Raw genomic sequence first — 16943 nt, forward strand, 5'->3', positions numbered from 1 at the left:
GTACTGCAGGGGGGACCCTGTGGGAGAGTAGGACGCCGCCGAACAATCATTCCGAAGAACCCCCACCCGATTCCGGGTGGGGGTTCTTTGCGTTTACGCAGGATACGATCGCGGTATGGCACGTCGTCCTGGCCCTAAGGCCAACCCCGAAGAAAACAAGCCGCGTACCGAGCCTTTCAGCCTGGCGACGGACCCCTTCACCATGGAGACCTCCCACGAGGTGGCCGGCCTGTACCTGGCTCCGCCGGAGCGGGTGCTGGCGCTGCACGTCGATGCGGAGACCGTCCTGCGGCCCAAGCTCCGGGCGGCGCTGGAGACCCTGCGCGAGGAGCCGCTGCCGGCGGCCGTCACGGCCCTGCTGGAGAGCCTCGACTCGACCACCGAGAAGGTGACCGGGACCCTGCACCGCCGGCGGCGCGGAGTGGCCTTCCGCCAGTACCTGGCGAAGCTGGACCAGGAGCTGCCGGAGGGCGGCGAGGTCCACCTGATCTGCGACAACTACTTCACGCACAAGTCCCCGACGGTCATCAACTGGCTTCGGGCGCACCCGCGTTTCGTCATGCACTTCGCGCCGGACGAGGCGGCCTGGCTGGCGCACGTCGAGCGCTGGTTCGCCTACCAGGCGGCTCGGGAGGGCTTCCACGGGGACAAGTCCTCGGCGGTCGCGCTGTCGGCGGGGATCGCCGAGTGGCGGGCCGGCGACACGCAGGCGGACGAGGAGGGCGAAGAGGGGGCCTCGGTCGGCGTCCACGTCTGGGTCAAGCCCCGCTACTGATCGCGGGAGGGGAGGGGATGGTCATGGGCGCCGCTCCGGACCTGGCGGAGCTGCGTGAGGTCTGCCAGCCGTACGCGAAGCTGCAGAGCCGCAACGGGGAGCACTGGGCGGGCCGGCTGTACATGCGGCGCATCTCGCTGCGGGTGACCCGACAGCTGGTGCGCACCGGGGTCTCCCCGAACACACTCACCTGGGTCATGGTCGTCTGCGGTGTGGCGGCCGGGGCGGCGCTGCTGGTCCCCGGTCTGACGGGGGCCGTGTTGGCCGCCGTGCTGTTCCAGCTGTTCCTGCTCTTCGACTGTGTGGACGGCGAGGTCGCCCGCTGGAAGAAGCAGTACAGCGCGGCCGGCATCTACGTCGACCGGCTCGGTGCCTATCTGGCGGACGCGGCGCTCCTGACGGGGGCCGGCTTCCGGGCGGCCCGGTCGGGGGCCGAGGCGTGGGTGTCGGTCGGCCTGGCGGCAGCTCTGGGGATCGTGCTGCTGAAGGCCTCCACCGACCTGGTGGACGTGGCGCGGGCCCGGCACGGTCTGGGCGTCGCCGAGGACGAGGCGGCCCGGCCGCGCTCGCAGGGGGTGGCCACCGTGCGCAGGCTCGCGTCCGCGCTCAAGATCCACCGGGTGACCAACGGCATCGAGGCCTCGCTGGTCCTGCTGGCGGCGGCCGTCGCCGACGCCGTGGTCGGCGGTACCACTCCCACCCGAGCGGTGGTCGCCGCCATCGCGGCGATCACCTGGGTGATGGTGGTGGCACACCTGGCGTCGATCCTCTCCTCCTCCCGGCTCCGCTGAGACCGGCTCCGCTGAGACCGGCTCCGCTGAGACCGGCTTCGCTGAGACCGGCTCCGCAGGAGCGGGCCCGCCCGGGAAGGGAAGGGGCTCAGAGCCGTCCGGCGGCCTTGAGGGCGAGGTACACGTCGGCGAGCGCGGGGGCCACCGAGGAGGGCGGGGCGTCGAGGACGGTCACACCGTGGCGGCCGAGGCGGTCGGCGGTGAGGCGGCGGTCGGCGCGGGTCTGCTCGGCCGCGGCCGCTCCGTACACGGCCTCGACGGTGCCGCGTCCGGCGGCCAGTTCGTCCAGGTGCGGGTCGGCGACCGAGGCGAGGACGACCTCGTGGCGCTTGGTGAGCATCGGTACCAGCGGGAGCAGCCCGTCCTCGACGGGCGCCGCGTCGAGGCCGGTGAGCAGGACGATCAGCGAGCGCTGCGGTGCCATCCGGAGCGCGGTGGAGACCAGCGAGCGCATGTCGGTCTCGTAGAGGGCCGGCTCCAGGACGGCCATCGCGCCGGTGAAGGCCGGCAGGATCTCGTTGGGGGAGCGGCCCGCGACCGAGACGCGCTTGCGCAGGTCGTGGGCGAGCAGGTCGACCCGGTCGCCGGCCTTGGTGGCGAGCGCGGTGAGCAGCAGTGCGGCGTCGAGTGCGGCGTCGAGCCGGGGCGCGTCGCCGACCCTGCCCGCGGAGGTGCGGCCGGTGTCGAGGACGATCAGGATGTGCCGGTCCCGCTCGGGGCGCCAGGTGCGGATGGCGACGGTGTGGCGGCGGGCACTGGCCCGCCAGTCGATGGAGCGGACGTCGTCGCCGGGCAGGTACTCGCGCAGGGAGTCGAACTCGGTGCCCTGGCCGCGGGTCAGGACGGAGGTGCGGCCGTCGAGTTCGCGCAGCCGGGCGAGCCGCGAGGGCAGGTGCTTGCGGCTGGTGAACGGCGGCAGTGCGCGGACCGTCCAGGGGACCAGGTGGGAGCCCTGACGGCCGGCCAGGCCGAGCGGGCCGAGCGAGCGGACCGTCACCTTGTGGGCGTGGTGGTCGCCGCGCCGGCTTGGGGTGAGCAGGGTGGTGACGCGGCGCCGCTCGCCGCCGGGGATCCGCAGGGCGTGCCGTGAGGCGGCGGTCCCGGTGCCGGGCCGCCACGCGGAGGGGGCCCAGGCGTCGCGGACGCGGGCCCGCAGGGGGCGGCCGGAGGCGTTGGTGACGCTCAGTTCGACGGCGGCGGGCTCGCCGAGCCGGACGGTGGTGTCGCCGCCCCGGGTGATCCGCAGGCTGCGGACCGGGGCGGCGAGCAGCAGGTCGACCAGGGCGGTGAGCAGGACCGCGCCGGTGACGGCGGCGATCCCCGCCGCGGAGGGCAGGAGCAGGCCCACGACGAGCGCGCCGAGTGCGGCGAGCAGGGCGGTTCGCCCGGTGAGGGCCATGCGGTGCGCTCCTTCGGAGGCGTGCGAGGGGAGGCGGTCAGCGGGGGGCGGGCGTCTGGGCGAGGACGGCCTGGATGACGGAGTCGGCGGTGACGCCCTCCATCTCGGCCTCGGCGCGCAGCGCGACGCGGTGGCGCAGGGTCGGCAGGGCGAGGGCCTTGACGTCGTCGGGGGTGACGTAGTCGCGGCCGGCCAGCCAGGCCCAGGCGCGGGAGGCGGCGAGCAGGGCGGTCGCGCCGCGCGGGGAGACGCCGATGGAGAGCGACGGGGACTGCCGGGTGGCCCGGCAGAGGTCGACGATGTAGGCGAGGACCTCGGGGGAGACGGTGAGCCCGGCGATCTGCGCGCGGGCGGCGGCGATGTCCGCGGGGCCGGCGACCGGGCGGACGCCGGCGGCGGTGAGGTCGCGGGGGTCGAAGCCCGCGGCGTGCCTGGCGAGGACCTGGAACTCCTGGTCGCGGTCGGGCAGCGGCAGGACCAGCTTCAGCAGGAAGCGGTCCAGCTGGGCCTCGGGCAGCGGGTAGGTGCCCTCGTACTCGACGGGGTTCTGCGTGGCGGCGACCAGGAACGGGACGGGCAGGGCGCGGGGCTCGCCGTCGACGGTGACCTGGTGCTCCTCCATGGCCTCCAGCAGGGCGGCCTGGGTCTTGGGCGGGGTGCGGTTGATCTCGTCGGCGAGCAGCAGGTTGGTGAAGACCGGGCCGGGCTGGAAGGAGAACTCGGCGGTCCGGGCGTCGTAGACCAGGGAGCCGGTGACATCGCCGGGCATCAGGTCGGGGGTGAACTGGATGCGCTTGGTGCCCAGGCTGAGCGCGGTGGACAGGGTGCGGACCAGCAGGGTCTTGGCGACGCCGGGGACGCCCTCCAGCAGCACGTGGCCGCCGCAGAGCAGGGCGACGACCAGGCCGGTGACGGCGGCGTCCTGGCCGACCACGGCCTTGGCGATCTCGGCGCGCAGGGCGGTGAGCGCCTGGCGCGGGTCGCTCGCCGTGCCGGGGGTGCTGTCCGCCGTGCCGGGGGTGGTGAGGGGGGTGGCGGTGGCCTGCTCGGTCACGGCTTCCGTACCTGCCTTTCGAGGGCGTCGAGGTCGTCGGCGAGCCGCAGCAGCGCGGCGTCGTCGGTCGGGGGCGGGCCGTACAGGAGGGCCGCCACGCCCCCGGCGGGGCGCTCGGGGAGGCGGTCGGCGACGGCCGCGCAGAGAGCGGTGGGGTCGGGTGCGCCAGCGCTGAGCGGGACGCCCAGGGCCGGGGCGAGGCGGTGGGCGGCGGCGCGGCGCAGGGCGTCGGCGGCGCGGCCGCGGGCCTTGGCCCGGCGGTAGAGGCGGGCGCGGCCCTCGGTGGTCTCGGCGGCGCGGACCACCACGGGCAGGTTCTCGCCGACGACCGGGCCGAGCCGGCGGGCGCGCCAGGCGGCGGCGAGCAGGGCGGCGACGCCGAGCTGGTAGCCGGCCCAGCGCCAGCCCTCGGGGATGTAGTCGGTGAGCTGCTTGCGCTGCTCGGCCGCGATCGGGGCGGTGTAGTCGGGCAGCTGCCAGGTCAGGGCGGGCTGGGAGCCGAGCAGGGCGAGGGCGAGGGCGGCGTTGCCGTCCTTGGCGAGCAGCTCGTTGGTGAGGAAGGCGCCGCTGCCGAGGACGACGACGTCCCCGCCCCGGTTGTTCGGGACGCTGATCAGCGGGTAGCCGTGGCCGCGCGGGTAGCAGCCCTCGCCGCGGGTGCCGGCGGTGTAGAGCAGGCCGCCGAGGTGGGCGCTGCCGGCCCGCACGGCGGCGGGCAGGGAGCAGTCGGCGGGGGTGCTGCGGATGGAGGCGTAGGGGACGCCGCCGGCCTCGTCGGAGGGGCGGACGCCGGGGACCAGCGCGCTGAGGGCGGCCGGGCCGGGGGCGATGAGGACCAGGCGGCCGTGCCGGGCGGCGGCCAGGGCGTGCAGCCGGTCGGGGGAGAGCAGGTCGGGCTCCGGCACGACGACGGTGTCGCCGCCGGCCGCGCCGGTGGTGAGGTCGGCGGTGATGTCGGCCTTGATGCCCTCGCGCTGGAGCAGGGCGATCACGGCGCGGGTGCCGGAGGGGTCGTAGGAGCGCGGGTCGAGCGGCGGGTAGCGCTGCTCCTGGTTGAGGCCGGCCAGGACGGCTCCGGCGAGCAGCAGCATCGCGGCGGTGAACAGGTACCAGCGTCCGCGGTACCAGAGACCGCGGCCGGTCGGCGCGAGGCTGGTGGGGGCGGGGCCGGTGGGGGCGGCGGGCGCGGGCGGCGCGTCCGGGGCGGGGACGGTCGTGGTCATGCCGCTCCTCCCTGGGCCTGGGCCGGGACCGGCACCGGGGCGAGGGCCGGGCGGGTGCGCTCCAGGGCCCGGTCGAGGTCGTGCAGCAGCCGGTAGGCGGCCTGGTCGGCGGTGCGCTCGCCGTAGGCGATGTCGTCGAAGCTCCGGGCGGCCGCGGCGAGGGCGGCGGCGTGCTCGGGCAGGGCGCGGCCGGCCTCGGCGGCGGCCTCGTCGGCGGTGCGGCCGGGGCGGGTGTCGAGCAGGGTGCGCTCCTCCAGGGCCCGGACCAGGGCGCGCATCTGCTCCCGGACGGCCTGGGGCCACCGGCCGGCGGCGGCGTGCGCCTCGGCCTCGGCCCGGTACTGGGCGGCGCTGCGCGGGCCGGCGGTGCCGAAGACGGGCTGGACGGTGCGGGCGGCCCGCTTGGGCGCGCCGAGGCGCCACCACAGGGCGCCGCCGATCAGGACGGCGATCACCAGGAAGAGGACCAGGCCGGTGGTTCCGCTGGTGCCGTTGCCCGCGACGGCGTCGAGGGCGTCGCCGAGCCGGTCGCCGATCCAGTCGAGGACCCGCTCCTGGAGGCTGGGGTCGTGCCGGTGGTAGTCGGCCTTGAGCAGTTCGTCCCGGGCGGCGTCGCGTGCCGGGTCGCGCGGAATGGTGACCGGTGCGCCGCCGGCCGCCCGGGTCAGGTCCCCCCAGTTCGGCATGCGGGTCAGAGCCTCGCGGGGTTCGGGCCGGCCGGGTCGCTCCAGCCGGTGCCGCCGTACTCGGGCAGTCCGGCGGCACGGGCCAGCTCGATGTCCAGGGCCTCGCGGCGGATCCGCTGGTCGACGTAGAGGAGGACGCCGATGCTGGCGGTGAACGGGATGGTGAGGGTGGCGGAGATGACGCCGGCGATGGCCGTGGTGATCAGCAGGGCCGGCGGGAGGCTGACCAGGCCGCCGGAGTCGGCCTGGCCGGCGATGTCGTCGAAGCCCAGGACCACGCCGACGATCGTGAACGGCACCGAGATCATCCCGGCGACGATGCCGGCCAGCACCTGGCTGAGCAGGTTGATGCCGAACAGCCGCCACCAGGCGCCGCGCACGAGCCGGCGGGAGCGGGAGAGCGCGGTCAGCACGCCCTGCTTCTCCAGCATCAGGGCGGGGGCCGCCAGACTGAGCTGGATCCAGATCCAGACGGCGACGGGCAGGCTGAGCAGGCCGACGACGAACAGCAGGGCGGCGATGGCGGGCTCGTCCGCGCCGGCGATCAGGTAGCCGATCATCGGGGCGAAGCCGAGCAGCACGATGCCGCCGCCGATCAGGGCGGTGAGCAGGGTCAGGCCGAGCATCTGGAACAGCCGGGGGCGGGCGTCCCGCCAGGCGTCGCGGATGGTGGCGGACTGGCCGAGGATGGCGCGGCTGACGACCATGGTCAGCAGTGCGGAGGCGATGACGCCGAGCAGCAGGCTGACCGGCAGGCTGGCGAGCGTGGTCAGGACCGGCGTGAGGCTGCCGGTGTCGCCGTCGATGGACAGCTCGGTCGCGGTGGCCGCGGCCTGCTGGAGCACGGCGACGCCGAGCGAGAGGCCGAGCGTGGTCCGCCAGTGCTTGCGGATCGTGGAGGCGGCGCCGTCCAGCAGCTCGCCGAGGCCGAGCGGGCGCAGCGGGATGATGCCGGGCTTGGGGCTCGGCGGGGCGCCCCAGCCGTACTGGCCGTACTGCGGGCCGCCGGGCGGCGGGCCGCCGTAGCCGGAGCCCCAGGCGGGCGGGGCGGTGGGTGCGCCCTGTGGTGGTGCCGACGGACCGGGCACGGCGGCGGGCGCGTCGGCCGGTGGCCGGGCGTCCTCGCGGGGCGGCTCGGACGAGCTGGGCGAGGCCCAGCCCGGAGTGTCGGTCATCACTGCTCCTCGGAGGGGCGTCGGGGTTCGCGGGCGCGGGTGGATCTTCACCTGCGCGCAGCGCCCATCGTGCCATGGTGCTCGGACGGGTCTCAGGGGTATCCGGCTGCTGACCCGCGGGCGGGCTCCGCCGCGGTGGCCGGTGCGGGTTTCCCGGTGGTTCCGGAGCGGTTCGGCGCGGGATATTCGCCCGGTATGGCCGGAAATCGACCAGGCTGCCACTTGGCCGTTCTGGAGCAATGGGACTGCTGTGCGGCAGGTCACAATCCGGTAATGAGAGTATGGACGCATGAAGGGACGCGTCCTCGTCGTTGATGACGACTCCGCACTGGCCGAGATGCTCGGTATCGTGCTGCGGGGTGAGGGTTTTGAGCCGTTTTTCGTCGCGGATGGGGACAAGGCACTAGCCGCGTTCCGGGAGACCAAGCCTGACCTGGTCCTGCTCGACCTGATGCTGCCCGGACGGGACGGCATCGACGTCTGCCGCCAGATCCGGGCGGAGTCGGGCATCCCGATCGTCATGCTGACCGCGAAGACGGACACCGTGGACGTGGTGGTCGGCCTGGAATCGGGCGCCGACGACTACGTCACCAAGCCGTTCAAGCCAAAGGAGCTGGTGGCCCGGGTACGGGCCAGGCTGCGCCGGGCCGAGGAGCCGACGCCCGAGCAGCTGACCATCGGCGATCTGGTGATCGACGTGGCCGGCCACTCGGTGAAGCGGGACGGCCGGGGCATCCCGCTGACCCCGCTGGAGTTCGACCTGCTGGTCGCGCTGGCCCGCAAGCCCTGGCAGGTGTTCACCCGCGAGGTGCTGCTGGAGCAGGTCTGGGGCTACCGCCACGCGGCGGACACCCGACTGGTCAACGTCCACGTCCAGCGCCTGCGATCCAAGATCGAGAAGGACCCGGAGCGCCCCGAGATCGTGGTGACCGTTCGTGGCGTCGGCTACAAGGCCGGGCCCAGCTGACGTGAGGTACCAGGCTGACGAGACCCCGTCGGGTACCGCGACCGACGGGGGCGCCGCCGTGCGCGGGGACGTGCTGAGCTCGACCACCCAGGGCCGCCGCCGCCGGCGCGGCCCGGCGGCCCTGCTCGCGCTGGTGACGCGTCAGCTGCGTCGACCCCTCCACCGGGTGACGGCGCTCTACCGGCGCTCCATCCAGGTGCGGGTGGTCGCCGCGACCCTGCTGCTCTCCGTCACGGTGGTGCTGGTGCTCGGGGTGGTGGTGGTGGCCCAGGTGCGCACCGGGCTGCTGAACACCAAGAAGACCTCGGCCCGCAGCCAGGCCGACGGCGGCTTCAAGAGCGAGCAGAAGAAGATCGACGAGGCGAAGGACCTGCGCTTCAAGGTCGGGGCCACCAGCGACCCGACCACCGACGAGATCGGCACCTGGCTGCTGAAGCAGGTCGGCGACCTCGCGGCCAGCGGGCAGAGCGTCTACTCGGTGATCGCGATCCTGCCCGGCAGCAGCCAGGTGGTGGCGCAGCAGAACCCCGGGCTGGGCCCGCGCTACTCCGGGGACGTCCTGCCGAGCAGCATCCCGGACTCGCTGCGGACGGCGGTCGCCTCGGAGCCCGGCGTGATGTTCGAGCAGCCGACCCGGATCCACCACGGCGGCGGCTCCGACTCGGAGCCGGGGCTCGTCCTCGGCCAGCAGTTCACCGGGCCGAGCAGCACCAGCTACCAGCTGTACTACGTCTTCCCCTTCGGCCAGGAGACCAAGACCCTCGACCTGGTCACCGGCACCCTGGCCACCGCCGGCCTGTTCGTGGTGATCCTGCTGGTCGGCATCGCCTGGCTGGTGGTGCGCCAGGTGGTCACCCCGGTCCGGATGGCCGCCGGGATCTCCGAGCGGCTGGCCGCCGGGCACCTGGAAGAGCGGATGAAGGTCACCGGGACGGACGACATCGCCCGGCTCGGCGAGTCCTTCAACCGGATGGCCAACGCCCTCCAGGCGCAGATCCGCCAGCTGGAGGAGCTCTCGCGGGTCCAGCGGCGCTTCGTCTCGGACGTCTCGCACGAGCTGCGCACCCCGCTGACCACGGTGCGGATGGCCGCCGACCTGATCTACGACAGCCGCGAGGACCTGGACCCGATGGCGGCCCGCTCGGCGGAGCTGCTCCAGGGCCAGCTGGACCGCTTCGAGTCGCTGCTCGCCGACCTGCTGGAGATCAGCCGCTTCGACGCCGGCGCCGCGATCCTGGACGCCGAGCCGGTCGACCTGCGCGAGATCGTCACCCGGGTGGTGGAGGCCGCGGACCCGCTGGCCCAGGCCAAGGGCAGCGCCGTGGTGATCCGCGGCGACGGCGAGCCGGTGCTGGCGGAGGTCGACTCCCGGCGGATCGAGCGCATCCTGCGCAACCTGGTGGTCAACGCGCTGGAGCACGGTGAGGGCCGGGACGTCGTGGTCCGGCTGGGCTCGGCCGACGGCGCGGTCGCCGTCGGTGTGCGCGACTACGGCATCGGGCTCAAGCCGGGCGAGGCCTCCCGGGTGTTCCACCGCTTCTGGCGGGCCGACCCGTCCCGGGTGCGGACCACCGGTGGCACCGGCCTCGGCCTGTCCATCGCGGTCGAGGACGCGCACCTGCACGCCGGCTGGCTGCAGGCCTGGGGCGAGCCCGGCGGCGGCTCGCACTTCCGGCTCACCCTGCCGCGCACCCGCGGCGGCGAGATCAACCGGGCGCCGTTCCGGCTGGAGCCGGAGGACTCCCGCAACAACCGGGGCCTCGGTTCGTACGGGATGCCGTACCGGCGGGCGATCCGCCCGTCCGGTGCCACCGCGCTGACCGCGACCGAGGAGCCGGCGGTGCCGGAGGCCCCGGAGGGCGGCGGCAGCGGCTTCGGCGGCGGCTTCGGCAGCGGGCTGGGCGGAGTGCTGAGCATCGGCCCGGACCTGGGCCGCCGCCCGCCCGAGGGGCCGCGCTCCGACCCCTCGGACCTGCGCGCCGCGGGGGCCGGGTACGGTGCCACCGGTGCCCAGGTCGTGGTCGACGCGACGCCCGGCCGGCCCTCGGTGGCGCAGCGGACGGCGGAGGCGGAGGAGCCGGGCGCGGTACGCACCGCGATCGGCACGGGTGGGACGGACACGGAGGGGTCGCAGCGTGCGAAGGACCAGCAGCAGGACTGAACCGCGGCTGGCCGCGGTGGCCGGCGCGGTGCTGGGGGCCGCGCTGGTGGGTGGCTGCGCCGCGATGCCGGACGCCGGCGGCATCGCCAAGGTCGAGCTGTCGCAGGGCGCGGCGGACAAGAACCTCCAGGTCAGGGTCTTCCCGGTGGCGCCCGCCAAGGGCGCCAAGCCGGGTGACCTGCTGACCGGCTTCCTGGACGCCTCGACCGCGGACGACGGCTACCCGACGGCGCGGCAGTACCTGACCGAGGAGGCCGCCGGCCGGTGGAACCCGGAGGCGGGGATCATGGTGCTGGCGGCCAACCCGACGCACAACGACCAGACCCTCACGGAGGCCGACACCTCGGTGTCCATCCCGGTCTCCGGGATGGTCGTCGCCCAGGTGGACGAGAAGCACTCCTACCGCTTCCGGGAGGGGCAGAAGGACGTCAGCTTCACCTTCAACTTCGTCCGGGAGAAGTCCGGGGAGTGGCGGATCGACCGGCTCCCCGACGGTCTGATCATCAACGAGACGAACTTCCGCAACAGCTATCGCCAGGTGGACCGGTTCTTCTACGCGGCCGCCGACCCCTCCGCGCCCACCGCGCAGGAGGTGCTGATCGCCGACCCGATCTACCTGCGGCGCCGAATAGACCCGCTGACCGCCGCCGCCCGGGCCCTGGTCGCCGGCCCGTCGGAGTGGCTCTCGCCGGTCGTCCGGTCGGCCTTCCCGGCCGGGGTCACCGTGCAGCCGGTCACCGTGGACGACAGCCGGACCGCTCACGTCGTGGCCGCCGGCCCCGACCTCGGCGGCGGGATGCTGTGCAAGCAGATGGCCAACCAGCTCCTCTACACCCTCGGCGACCAGGGCAAGGGCCAGATGGACCGGCTGGAGCTGAAGGGCCCGCGCGGCAGCAGCTGCGTCGTGGCCCGCAACGACCTGCCGGCCAGCGCCCCCGGCGCCCTGGCCGGATCGGCGGCCGATCAGCAGTACTACCAGCGCGCCGACAACGGGGTGCTGCTGCAGGCCCGCGAGCAGGGCGAGGGCTCCGCCGTCGCCGGCGTGCTCGGCAAGGCCCCGGCCAACGGCAAGCGCGCGGTCGGCGCGATCGCGGTGAGCCGCAACGGTCAGCGCGCCGCCGCGATCAGCCCGGACGGCCACCAGCTGTACTCGGTGGGGCTGGCCGACAGCGAGTCGGCGCTCCCCGATCCCGTGCTCAGCACGACGCCCCGGCCCGCCGACAAGGGCGAGGACGGGCTGGCCTCGCCCAGCTGGGACGGCCGCGGCGACCTCTGGGTGGTGGACCGCGACCCGCAGGCCCCGCGGGTGGTGATGGTGCGCGGGCGCAAGCCCGTCACCGTGCCGGTCGAGGGGCTCGACGGTGGCACGGTGCAGAGCCTCAAGACGGCCTCGGACGGGGTCCGGATCGCCCTGGTGGTCAAGGACCGCAAGGGCGACCGGAGCCTGATGGTCGGCCTGGTGCAGCACGGCGGCACCCAGGACGCGCCCACGGCGCGGATCACCGGGCTGCGCAACGCCGCGCCGCAGCTCACCGACGTCACCTCGGTGTCCTGGGCGGAGGCCGACCAACTGCTGGTGCTGGGCAAGGAGAAGGACCGGCTGCCGCAGCTGCACTACATCAGCACGGACGGCTCGCGCAGCACCGAGGGCTCGCTGCTGGGCGGCGAGGGGATGGTCTCGGTGCAGGCCTCGGAGTCCCGTGACGACACCGCGGGCCAGGCGCCGCCGGTGCTGGCCCTGCAGGGGGCGGACGGCAAGATCTACCGCCTGGTCAACAACCAGTGGCGCGAGCTCGTCCTGCCGCCGCAGTACCGGGCGAGCGCCTTCATCTACCCGGGCTGAGCCGCCCGCCCCGGCCTCCGCAGGCCGGCGGCGTGCCGCCGGGCCGGTGCGGGACGGCGGCCGCGACGGTGGCGGCCGCCCGCGGCGGCAGCCCGGCGGCGGCCAGCGCCCGGGCGGCCTCGGCGAGGCTGGCCCCGGTCGTCACCAGGTCGTCCACCAGCACGGGTTGGCGTCCCGTCAGCCGCCGGTGCGCGCGCGGCAGGACGGTGAGCGCGCCGTGCAGGTTGCGTCGGCGCTCGGCGGCGGACAGGCCGCTCTGGTCCGCGACCGGGCGGACGTGCCGCAGCAGTGGCGCGGCCCGGGCGTCCAGCCCCGCCCGGCGCAGCGCCCGGGCGGCGGCGCCGGCCAGCCGCAGCGTCGGGTCGTGGCCCCGGGCGCGGACGGCGGCCCGGGTGGAGGGCACCGGGACGAGCAGCAGCGGCGCCTGACCGGCGCGCGGCCCGAGTGCGGAGCGCACGGCGTGGGCGAGCGCTTCACCCAGCGGGTCGGCCAGGCGCAGTGCGCCGCGCTCCTTGTGGGCGATCAGCAACTGGCGCACCGGATCGGCGTACCGGGCGGCGGCGTGCACCCAGGGCAGGGCGGTGGGGCCGGGCCGGGTGGCGGTCAGGGCGTGGCGGCAGGCCGGGCAGAGCTGGCTGCGGCCGGTGCCGCAGCCGGCGCAGCGGGCCGGCAGCAGGACGTCCAGCAGGCCGCCCAGTGCGTAGGCGAACGGACTGGGAGCGGGGTGTGGGCGGGCGGGTGACGTGGTGGGTGGCACGGCTTCTCCTGGCGGAGGGCAGGCACGGAGAGTGAGCACAGGATGCGCCGTACGGGGGGTGTTGTCCAGGTATTTACCCATGCTTCACTCGCAAGAGGGTAGACAGGGTGCAACAGCTCGACCGCCAACCCCACAAGATCGGGTCATACCCACTTTGCCGCCTGGGGAGGCGAAATCCCCGTGTGAGGTGTTCTATGAGGCTCCAGGGGGTTTCAACCGTCCCTGGTGGGGAGGAAGTGAGGTGAGGGCCAGTCGCTTTCGCCGCTCGCGGCGGGGCGGAGGGTCGGCAGTGGATTGGCTGGTCCGGCTGGGTCTCAGCCCGATTCGGTAGCACCCGGATCGGCGTCAGCACGAGGGATCGGAGTTCTGCGTGGACATCGTCGTCAAGGGCCGCAAGACCGAGGTGCCCAAGAGGTTCCGCGAGCACGTGGCCGAGAAGCTGGAGAAGGTCCAGAAGTTCGACGGCAAGGTGATCAGCCTCGACGTCGAGGTGTCCAAGGAGCACAACCCGCGTCAGGCCGACCGGTCCGAGCGGGTGGAGATCACTCTCCGTACCCGTGGCCCGGTGATCCGGGCCGAGGCGGCCGCGGCAGACCCGTACGCGGCACTCGACCTGGCTTCGGCGAAGCTCGACGCCCAGCTGCGCAAGTCCGCAGACCGGCGCCGGGTGCACAAGGGCGGCAACGGCCGCACCCCCATCAGCGTCGCCGAGGCGACGGCGTCCCTCGCCGCGCTGCCCGAGACGACGCAGCCGGAGGGCGAGACCAACGGCGCCGTCCGCAAGACCATGATGGGATCCCTGGAAGTGGAGGGCGAAGGCCCGCTGGTGGTCCGGGAGAAGACCCACCCGGCCGCCCCCATGGCGCTGGACCAGGCGCTCTACGAGATGGAACTGGTCGGCCACGACTTCTACCTGTTCGTGGAGAAGGACAGCGGCCTGCCGAGCGTCGTCTACCGCCGGCACGGTTACCACTACGGCGTCATCCACCTGAAGGCCGACGGTTCGGTCGGGGCGGGTGGCGGCGCCGGCGGCGCGATCGGCGGGTCCGGCGACGAGGACTGACCGTCCGAGCGGTATCGGAGAGGTGACCCCGGCAGCCGTTGCCGCCGGGGTCACCGGCGTTTCGGGGCGCCGCGGCGGCCGCGGTCGACCCGAGGTCACCCGATGCAGGGGAATCGGCACCTGAGGGTGACCGGAGGGGGTCCGAGGCGTGGAATGATGGCGCGACGAGGACCGGCGACGGGGGAGGAGCGGATGGGGGATCACTTCGGGCTGGGGCCCGCTGCGGGGCCGGGCGCGGGGGTGGCGCCAGGACCGGGGGCCGAGCCCGAGTACGGCCCGCGCCGGGCCGAGCCGATCCGCGTCCTGGTGGTGGACGACCACGCGCTGTTCCGCCGCGGGCTGGAGATCGTGCTCGCGGAGGAGGAGGACATCAAGGTCATCGGCGAGGCGGGGGACGGCGCCGAGGCGGTGCTGAAGGCCGCCGACCTGCTGCCGGACATCATCCTGATGGACGTGCGGATGCCCCGCCGCAGCGGGATCGAGGCCTGCACCGCGATCAAGGACGTGGTGCCCAGCACCAAGATCATCATGCTGACGATAAGCGATGAGGAGGCCGACCTCTACGAGGCGATCAAGGCCGGTGCCACCGGCTACCTGCTCAAGGAGATCTCCACCGACGAGGTCGCCACCGCGATCCGGGCGGTCGCCGACGGGCAGTCCCAGATCAGCCCGTCGATGGCCTCCAAGCTGCTCACCGAGTTCAAGTCGATGATCCAGCGCCGCTCCGACGACCGGGACCTGGTGCCGGCTCCCCGGCTGACCGACCGGGAGCTGGAGGTGCTGAAGCTGGTGGCCACCGGGATGAACAACCGGGAGATCGCCAAGGAGCTGTTCATCAGCGAGAACACCGTGAAGAACCACGTTCGCAACATCCTGGAGAAGCTTCAGCTGCACTCCAGGATGGAGGCCGTGGTCTACGCGATGCGGGAGAAGATCCTCGAAATAGGGTGAGGCGCCCGGGGGTTGGGCGCCTCGGCGGGCCCGCCCGCGGTCGGCTCCGGCCGGGTCTAGGCGTCGAGCAGCCGCGTCAGGGCCGGGCGCAGCCCCTCGTCGCCCAGCGCCTCCACCCGGACGGCGTCGCAGCCCACCCAGGAGGCCGCCTCGCGCAGCGCCGCAGCCAGCGCCTCCAGGTGGCGCGCGGAGTCCAGCGAGATCCGACGGGCCACCAGGGTGCGCCCCTCGCGGGCCGGATCGACCCGGCCGACCAGCCTGCCGCCGGTCAGCAGCGGCATCGCGAAGTAGCCGTGCACCCGCTTGTCCTTCGGGGTGTAGGCCTCCAGCCGGTGGGCCATGCCGAAGATCCGCTCGGTGCGGGCGCGGTCCCAGATCAGCGAGTCGAACGGGGAGAGCAGCGTGGTGCGGTGGCGCCCGCGAGGCGGGGCGGCCAGCGCGGCCGGATCGGCCCACGCGGCGGCCGCGGTGCCCGCCGGGCCCCAGCCCGCCACCTCCACCGGGACCAGGCCGGAGGCCTCGACCACCGCGTCCAGCTGCTCGGCGCGCAGCCGGTGGTAGTCCATCAGGTCGGCCCGGGTGGCCACGCCGAGCGCGGCCCCGGCCTGGGCGACCAGGGTGCGCAGGCACTCCTCGTCGCTCGGGTCCTGCTCGAACAGCGCTGCGGGGACGGCCTGTTCGGCGAGCGCGTAGACCCGCTTCCAGCTCCGGCGCTCGGCGCAGACCACGTCCCCGAAGGCCAGGGCCCGCTCCACCGCGATCTTGGTGTCGGACCAGTCCCACCACTCGGCGGTCTTCTTGGCGCCGCCCAGCTCGGTGGAGGTCAGCGGCCCCTCGGCGCGCAGCTTGTCCAGCACGTGCCGGTACGTCTCCGGGGTGACCTGGTGGCCCCAGAGGTGGCCGCGCCCGCGGTAGCCGCGGCGGCGGAACGCGAACAGCGGCCACTCCTCGACGGGCAGGATGCACGCCGCGTGCGACCAGTACTCGAAGCTCGCGCCCGAGCCCCAGTACGCCTCCTCGACGGCCGGGCGGCCGACCGCGCCGAGGCGGGCGTAGGGGATCAGCTCGTGCGAGCGGGCCAGCACCGAGATGGTGTCGAGCTGGACGGCGCCGAGGTGGCGCAGCACCCCGCGTACGCCGCCCCGGCGGTCCGGCGCGCCGAGCAGGCCCTGGGCGCGCAGGGCGATGCGGCGCGCCTCGTCGGCGCCGAGGGTCGTGACGGGAGTCGTGACGGTCATGTCGGCGAGGGTAGACGCCGGGACCGACAGCCGGGACCGGTCGGCGGCGGCGACAGCCGGGACCACCGGCCGGGGTGGCCCGGGGTGGGGGCAGCTCGGGGCGGCTCGGGGCGGCTCAGTCCAGGTCGGTGGCGAGCAGCGAGGCGACCCACGCGTCGTGGAACACGCCGCGTTGCTCGGCGTACGAGCGCAGGGTGCCCTCGAAGCGGTAGCCGACCCGCTCGGCCACCGCGCGCGAGCCGTCGTTGCCCACGTACGCCTGCCACTCCAGTCGGCGCAGGCCCAGCTCGGTGAGGCCGTAGCGGGCCACCGCGCGGGCGGCCTCGACGGTGTAGCCCCGGCCGCGGTACTCCTTGGCGGCCCACCAGCCGACCTCGGCGCTGCCCGGGCGGCCCGGGGCGAGGGTGATCCCCTGGGTGCCGACCATGGCGCCGCTCGCGCGCTCCAGCACGCACCAGATCCTGGCCTCGCCGGTGCGCCAGCCGTTGGCGGCGAGATCGTTGACGAAGTACTCCGCGTCCTCGAGTCGGTACGGGCTGGGGACGACCGTCCAGCGCTGGATCTCCTCGTCCTGGCAGGCCGCGAAGACCGCCTCCAGGTCACAGGCCTGCGGCGGCCGCAGCACCAGGCGCTCGGTGGTGAGGACGACGGGGTCCACAGGGGTGTCGGGTTGCTCTGTCATAGGCGGATTATTCCGTACGGAGAGGAATCCGAGCATCCGATTAACCACCCAACTGCCCGAGCCGGTGACCGCTTTGCCCTGGTAGGCATCGCTATCGAGGCATGTGCTCGCAGGGGTGACACGGGAATAGCGCGCTGACGCACCTCCCGGGGCGTTGGAGTCCTCGCATACGATGGCC

General features: G+C 74.3%; 15 protein-coding genes. 7 read left to right on the forward strand and 8 right to left on the reverse strand.

Going from position 1 to position 16943, the window contains the following annotated elements:
• Positions 1-115: 115 nt before the first annotated feature.
• Both ACFVVX_RS35735 and ACFVVX_RS35740 read left to right on the forward strand, forming a co-directional pair.
• Positions 116-775 carry a transposase gene (locus tag ACFVVX_RS35735; protein WP_387952042.1) on the forward strand — a complete coding sequence of 220 codons (660 nt, stop codon included), beginning with the start codon at positions 116-118 and terminating at the stop codon, positions 773-775.
• 23 nt (positions 776-798) lie between these two features.
• Positions 799-1566 carry a CDP-alcohol phosphatidyltransferase family protein gene (locus ACFVVX_RS35740; protein WP_387952044.1) on the forward strand — a complete coding sequence of 256 codons (768 nt, stop codon included), beginning with the start codon at positions 799-801 and terminating at the stop codon, positions 1564-1566.
• Positions 1567-1654: 88 nt separating this feature from the next.
• Here the strand turns inward: ACFVVX_RS35740 and ACFVVX_RS35745 are convergent, their stop codons facing one another.
• From ACFVVX_RS35745 to ACFVVX_RS35765, 5 genes are all read right to left on the reverse strand, one after another.
• Positions 1655-2965 (reverse strand): DUF58 domain-containing protein, encoded by a 1311-nt coding sequence (locus tag ACFVVX_RS35745; protein ID WP_387952046.1) that lies wholly within the window; start codon positions 2963-2965, stop codon positions 1655-1657.
• Positions 2966-3002: 37 nt separating this feature from the next.
• Positions 3003-3923 carry an AAA family ATPase gene (locus ACFVVX_RS35750; protein WP_387952079.1) on the reverse strand — a complete coding sequence of 307 codons (921 nt, stop codon included), beginning with the start codon at positions 3921-3923 and terminating at the stop codon, positions 3003-3005.
• A gap of 92 nt (positions 3924-4015) precedes the next feature.
• Positions 4016-5242 (reverse strand): DUF4350 domain-containing protein, encoded by a 1227-nt coding sequence (locus ACFVVX_RS35755; protein ID WP_387952048.1) that lies wholly within the window; start codon positions 5240-5242, stop codon positions 4016-4018.
• A complete protein-coding gene (locus ACFVVX_RS35760) occupies positions 5239-5928 on the reverse strand; it encodes a DUF4129 domain-containing protein (protein ID WP_387952049.1) in 690 nt (229 codons plus the stop codon). The genes ACFVVX_RS35755 and ACFVVX_RS35760 overlap by 4 nt, the downstream gene beginning before the upstream one ends.
• A 5-nt stretch (positions 5929-5933) precedes the next feature.
• Positions 5934-7103, reverse strand: a complete 1170-nt coding sequence (locus ACFVVX_RS35765) for a hypothetical protein (RefSeq protein ID WP_387952050.1) — start codon at positions 7101-7103, stop codon at positions 5934-5936.
• A gap of 289 nt (positions 7104-7392) precedes the next feature.
• Between ACFVVX_RS35765 and mtrA the strand changes: the two genes are divergently transcribed.
• From mtrA to ACFVVX_RS35780, 3 genes are read left to right on the forward strand one after another with little or no spacing between them, the layout of a single operon-like run.
• Positions 7393-8070 (forward strand): MtrAB system response regulator MtrA, encoded by a 678-nt coding sequence (mtrA, locus tag ACFVVX_RS35770; RefSeq protein WP_030061806.1) that lies wholly within the window; start codon positions 7393-7395, stop codon positions 8068-8070.
• Between the two features lies 1 nt (position 8071).
• The gene (mtrB, locus tag ACFVVX_RS35775) at positions 8072-10231 is read left to right on the forward strand and encodes an MtrAB system histidine kinase MtrB (RefSeq protein WP_387952052.1); all 2160 of its coding nucleotides are present in this window, start codon (positions 8072-8074) and stop codon (positions 10229-10231) included.
• On the forward strand, positions 10206-12074 hold the full coding sequence (locus ACFVVX_RS35780) for an LpqB family beta-propeller domain-containing protein (RefSeq protein WP_387952053.1): 1869 nt from the start codon (positions 10206-10208) through the stop codon (positions 12072-12074). Before mtrB ends, ACFVVX_RS35780 begins: the two co-directional genes overlap by 26 nt.
• Here ACFVVX_RS35780 and ACFVVX_RS35785 read toward each other — a convergent pair.
• Complete coding sequence (locus ACFVVX_RS35785) at positions 12058-12831, reverse strand: ComF family protein (protein WP_387952054.1); 774 nt, start codon at positions 12829-12831, stop codon at positions 12058-12060. The genes ACFVVX_RS35780 and ACFVVX_RS35785 overlap by 17 nt on opposite strands.
• A 370-nt stretch (positions 12832-13201) precedes the next feature.
• Here ACFVVX_RS35785 and hpf point away from each other — a divergent pair, with 370 nt between their 5' ends.
• Entirely contained in the window at positions 13202-13894 is a 693-nt protein-coding gene (hpf, locus tag ACFVVX_RS35790) for a ribosome hibernation-promoting factor, HPF/YfiA family (RefSeq protein ID WP_387952056.1), read from the forward strand.
• Between the two features lie 192 nt (positions 13895-14086).
• Positions 14087-14845 carry a response regulator gene (locus ACFVVX_RS35795; protein WP_387952057.1) on the forward strand — a complete coding sequence of 253 codons (759 nt, stop codon included), beginning with the start codon at positions 14087-14089 and terminating at the stop codon, positions 14843-14845.
• A 56-nt stretch (positions 14846-14901) separates the two neighbouring features.
• On the opposite strand, the gene ACFVVX_RS35800 is transcribed toward ACFVVX_RS35795, so the two are convergent.
• On the reverse strand, positions 14902-16083 hold the full coding sequence (locus ACFVVX_RS35800; RefSeq protein WP_387952059.1) for a winged helix-turn-helix domain-containing protein: 1182 nt from the start codon (positions 16081-16083) through the stop codon (positions 14902-14904).
• 115 nt (positions 16084-16198) lie between these two features.
• Positions 16199-16765: a GNAT family N-acetyltransferase gene (locus ACFVVX_RS35805; protein ID WP_387952060.1), complete on the reverse strand. Its 567-nt coding sequence runs from the start codon at positions 16763-16765 to the stop codon at positions 16199-16201.
• Positions 16766-16943: the final 178 nt, after the last annotated feature.

This window comes from Kitasatospora sp. NPDC058170 (assembly GCF_042883905.1).
In the GTDB taxonomy this organism is placed as follows: Bacteria; Actinomycetota; Actinomycetes; order Streptomycetales; family Streptomycetaceae; genus Kitasatospora.

What these genes read in the sequence shown, in the direction of transcription:
- mtrA (WP_030061806.1), top strand. Translation starts at nt 7,393, where the DNA reads ATGAAGGGACGCGTCCTCGTCGTTGATGACGACTCCGCACTGGCCGAG.
- ACFVVX_RS35755 (WP_387952048.1), bottom strand. Translation starts at nt 5,242, where the DNA reads ATGACCACGACCGTCCCCGCCCCGGACGCGCCGCCCGCGCCCGCCGCC.
- ACFVVX_RS35800 (WP_387952059.1), bottom strand. Translation starts at nt 16,083, where the DNA reads ATGACCGTCACGACTCCCGTCACGACCCTCGGCGCCGACGAGGCGCGC.
- ACFVVX_RS35795 (WP_387952057.1), top strand. Translation starts at nt 14,087, where the DNA reads ATGGGGGATCACTTCGGGCTGGGGCCCGCTGCGGGGCCGGGCGCGGGG.
- ACFVVX_RS35765 (WP_387952050.1), bottom strand. Translation starts at nt 7,103, where the DNA reads ATGACCGACACTCCGGGCTGGGCCTCGCCCAGCTCGTCCGAGCCGCCC.
- ACFVVX_RS35735 (WP_387952042.1), top strand. Translation starts at nt 116, where the DNA reads ATGGCACGTCGTCCTGGCCCTAAGGCCAACCCCGAAGAAAACAAGCCG.
- ACFVVX_RS35760 (WP_387952049.1), bottom strand. Translation starts at nt 5,928, where the DNA reads ATGCCGAACTGGGGGGACCTGACCCGGGCGGCCGGCGGCGCACCGGTC.
- ACFVVX_RS35740 (WP_387952044.1), top strand. Translation starts at nt 799, where the DNA reads ATGGGCGCCGCTCCGGACCTGGCGGAGCTGCGTGAGGTCTGCCAGCCG.
- ACFVVX_RS35805 (WP_387952060.1), bottom strand. Translation starts at nt 16,765, where the DNA reads ATGACAGAGCAACCCGACACCCCTGTGGACCCCGTCGTCCTCACCACC.
- ACFVVX_RS35745 (WP_387952046.1), bottom strand. Translation starts at nt 2,965, where the DNA reads ATGGCCCTCACCGGGCGAACCGCCCTGCTCGCCGCACTCGGCGCGCTC.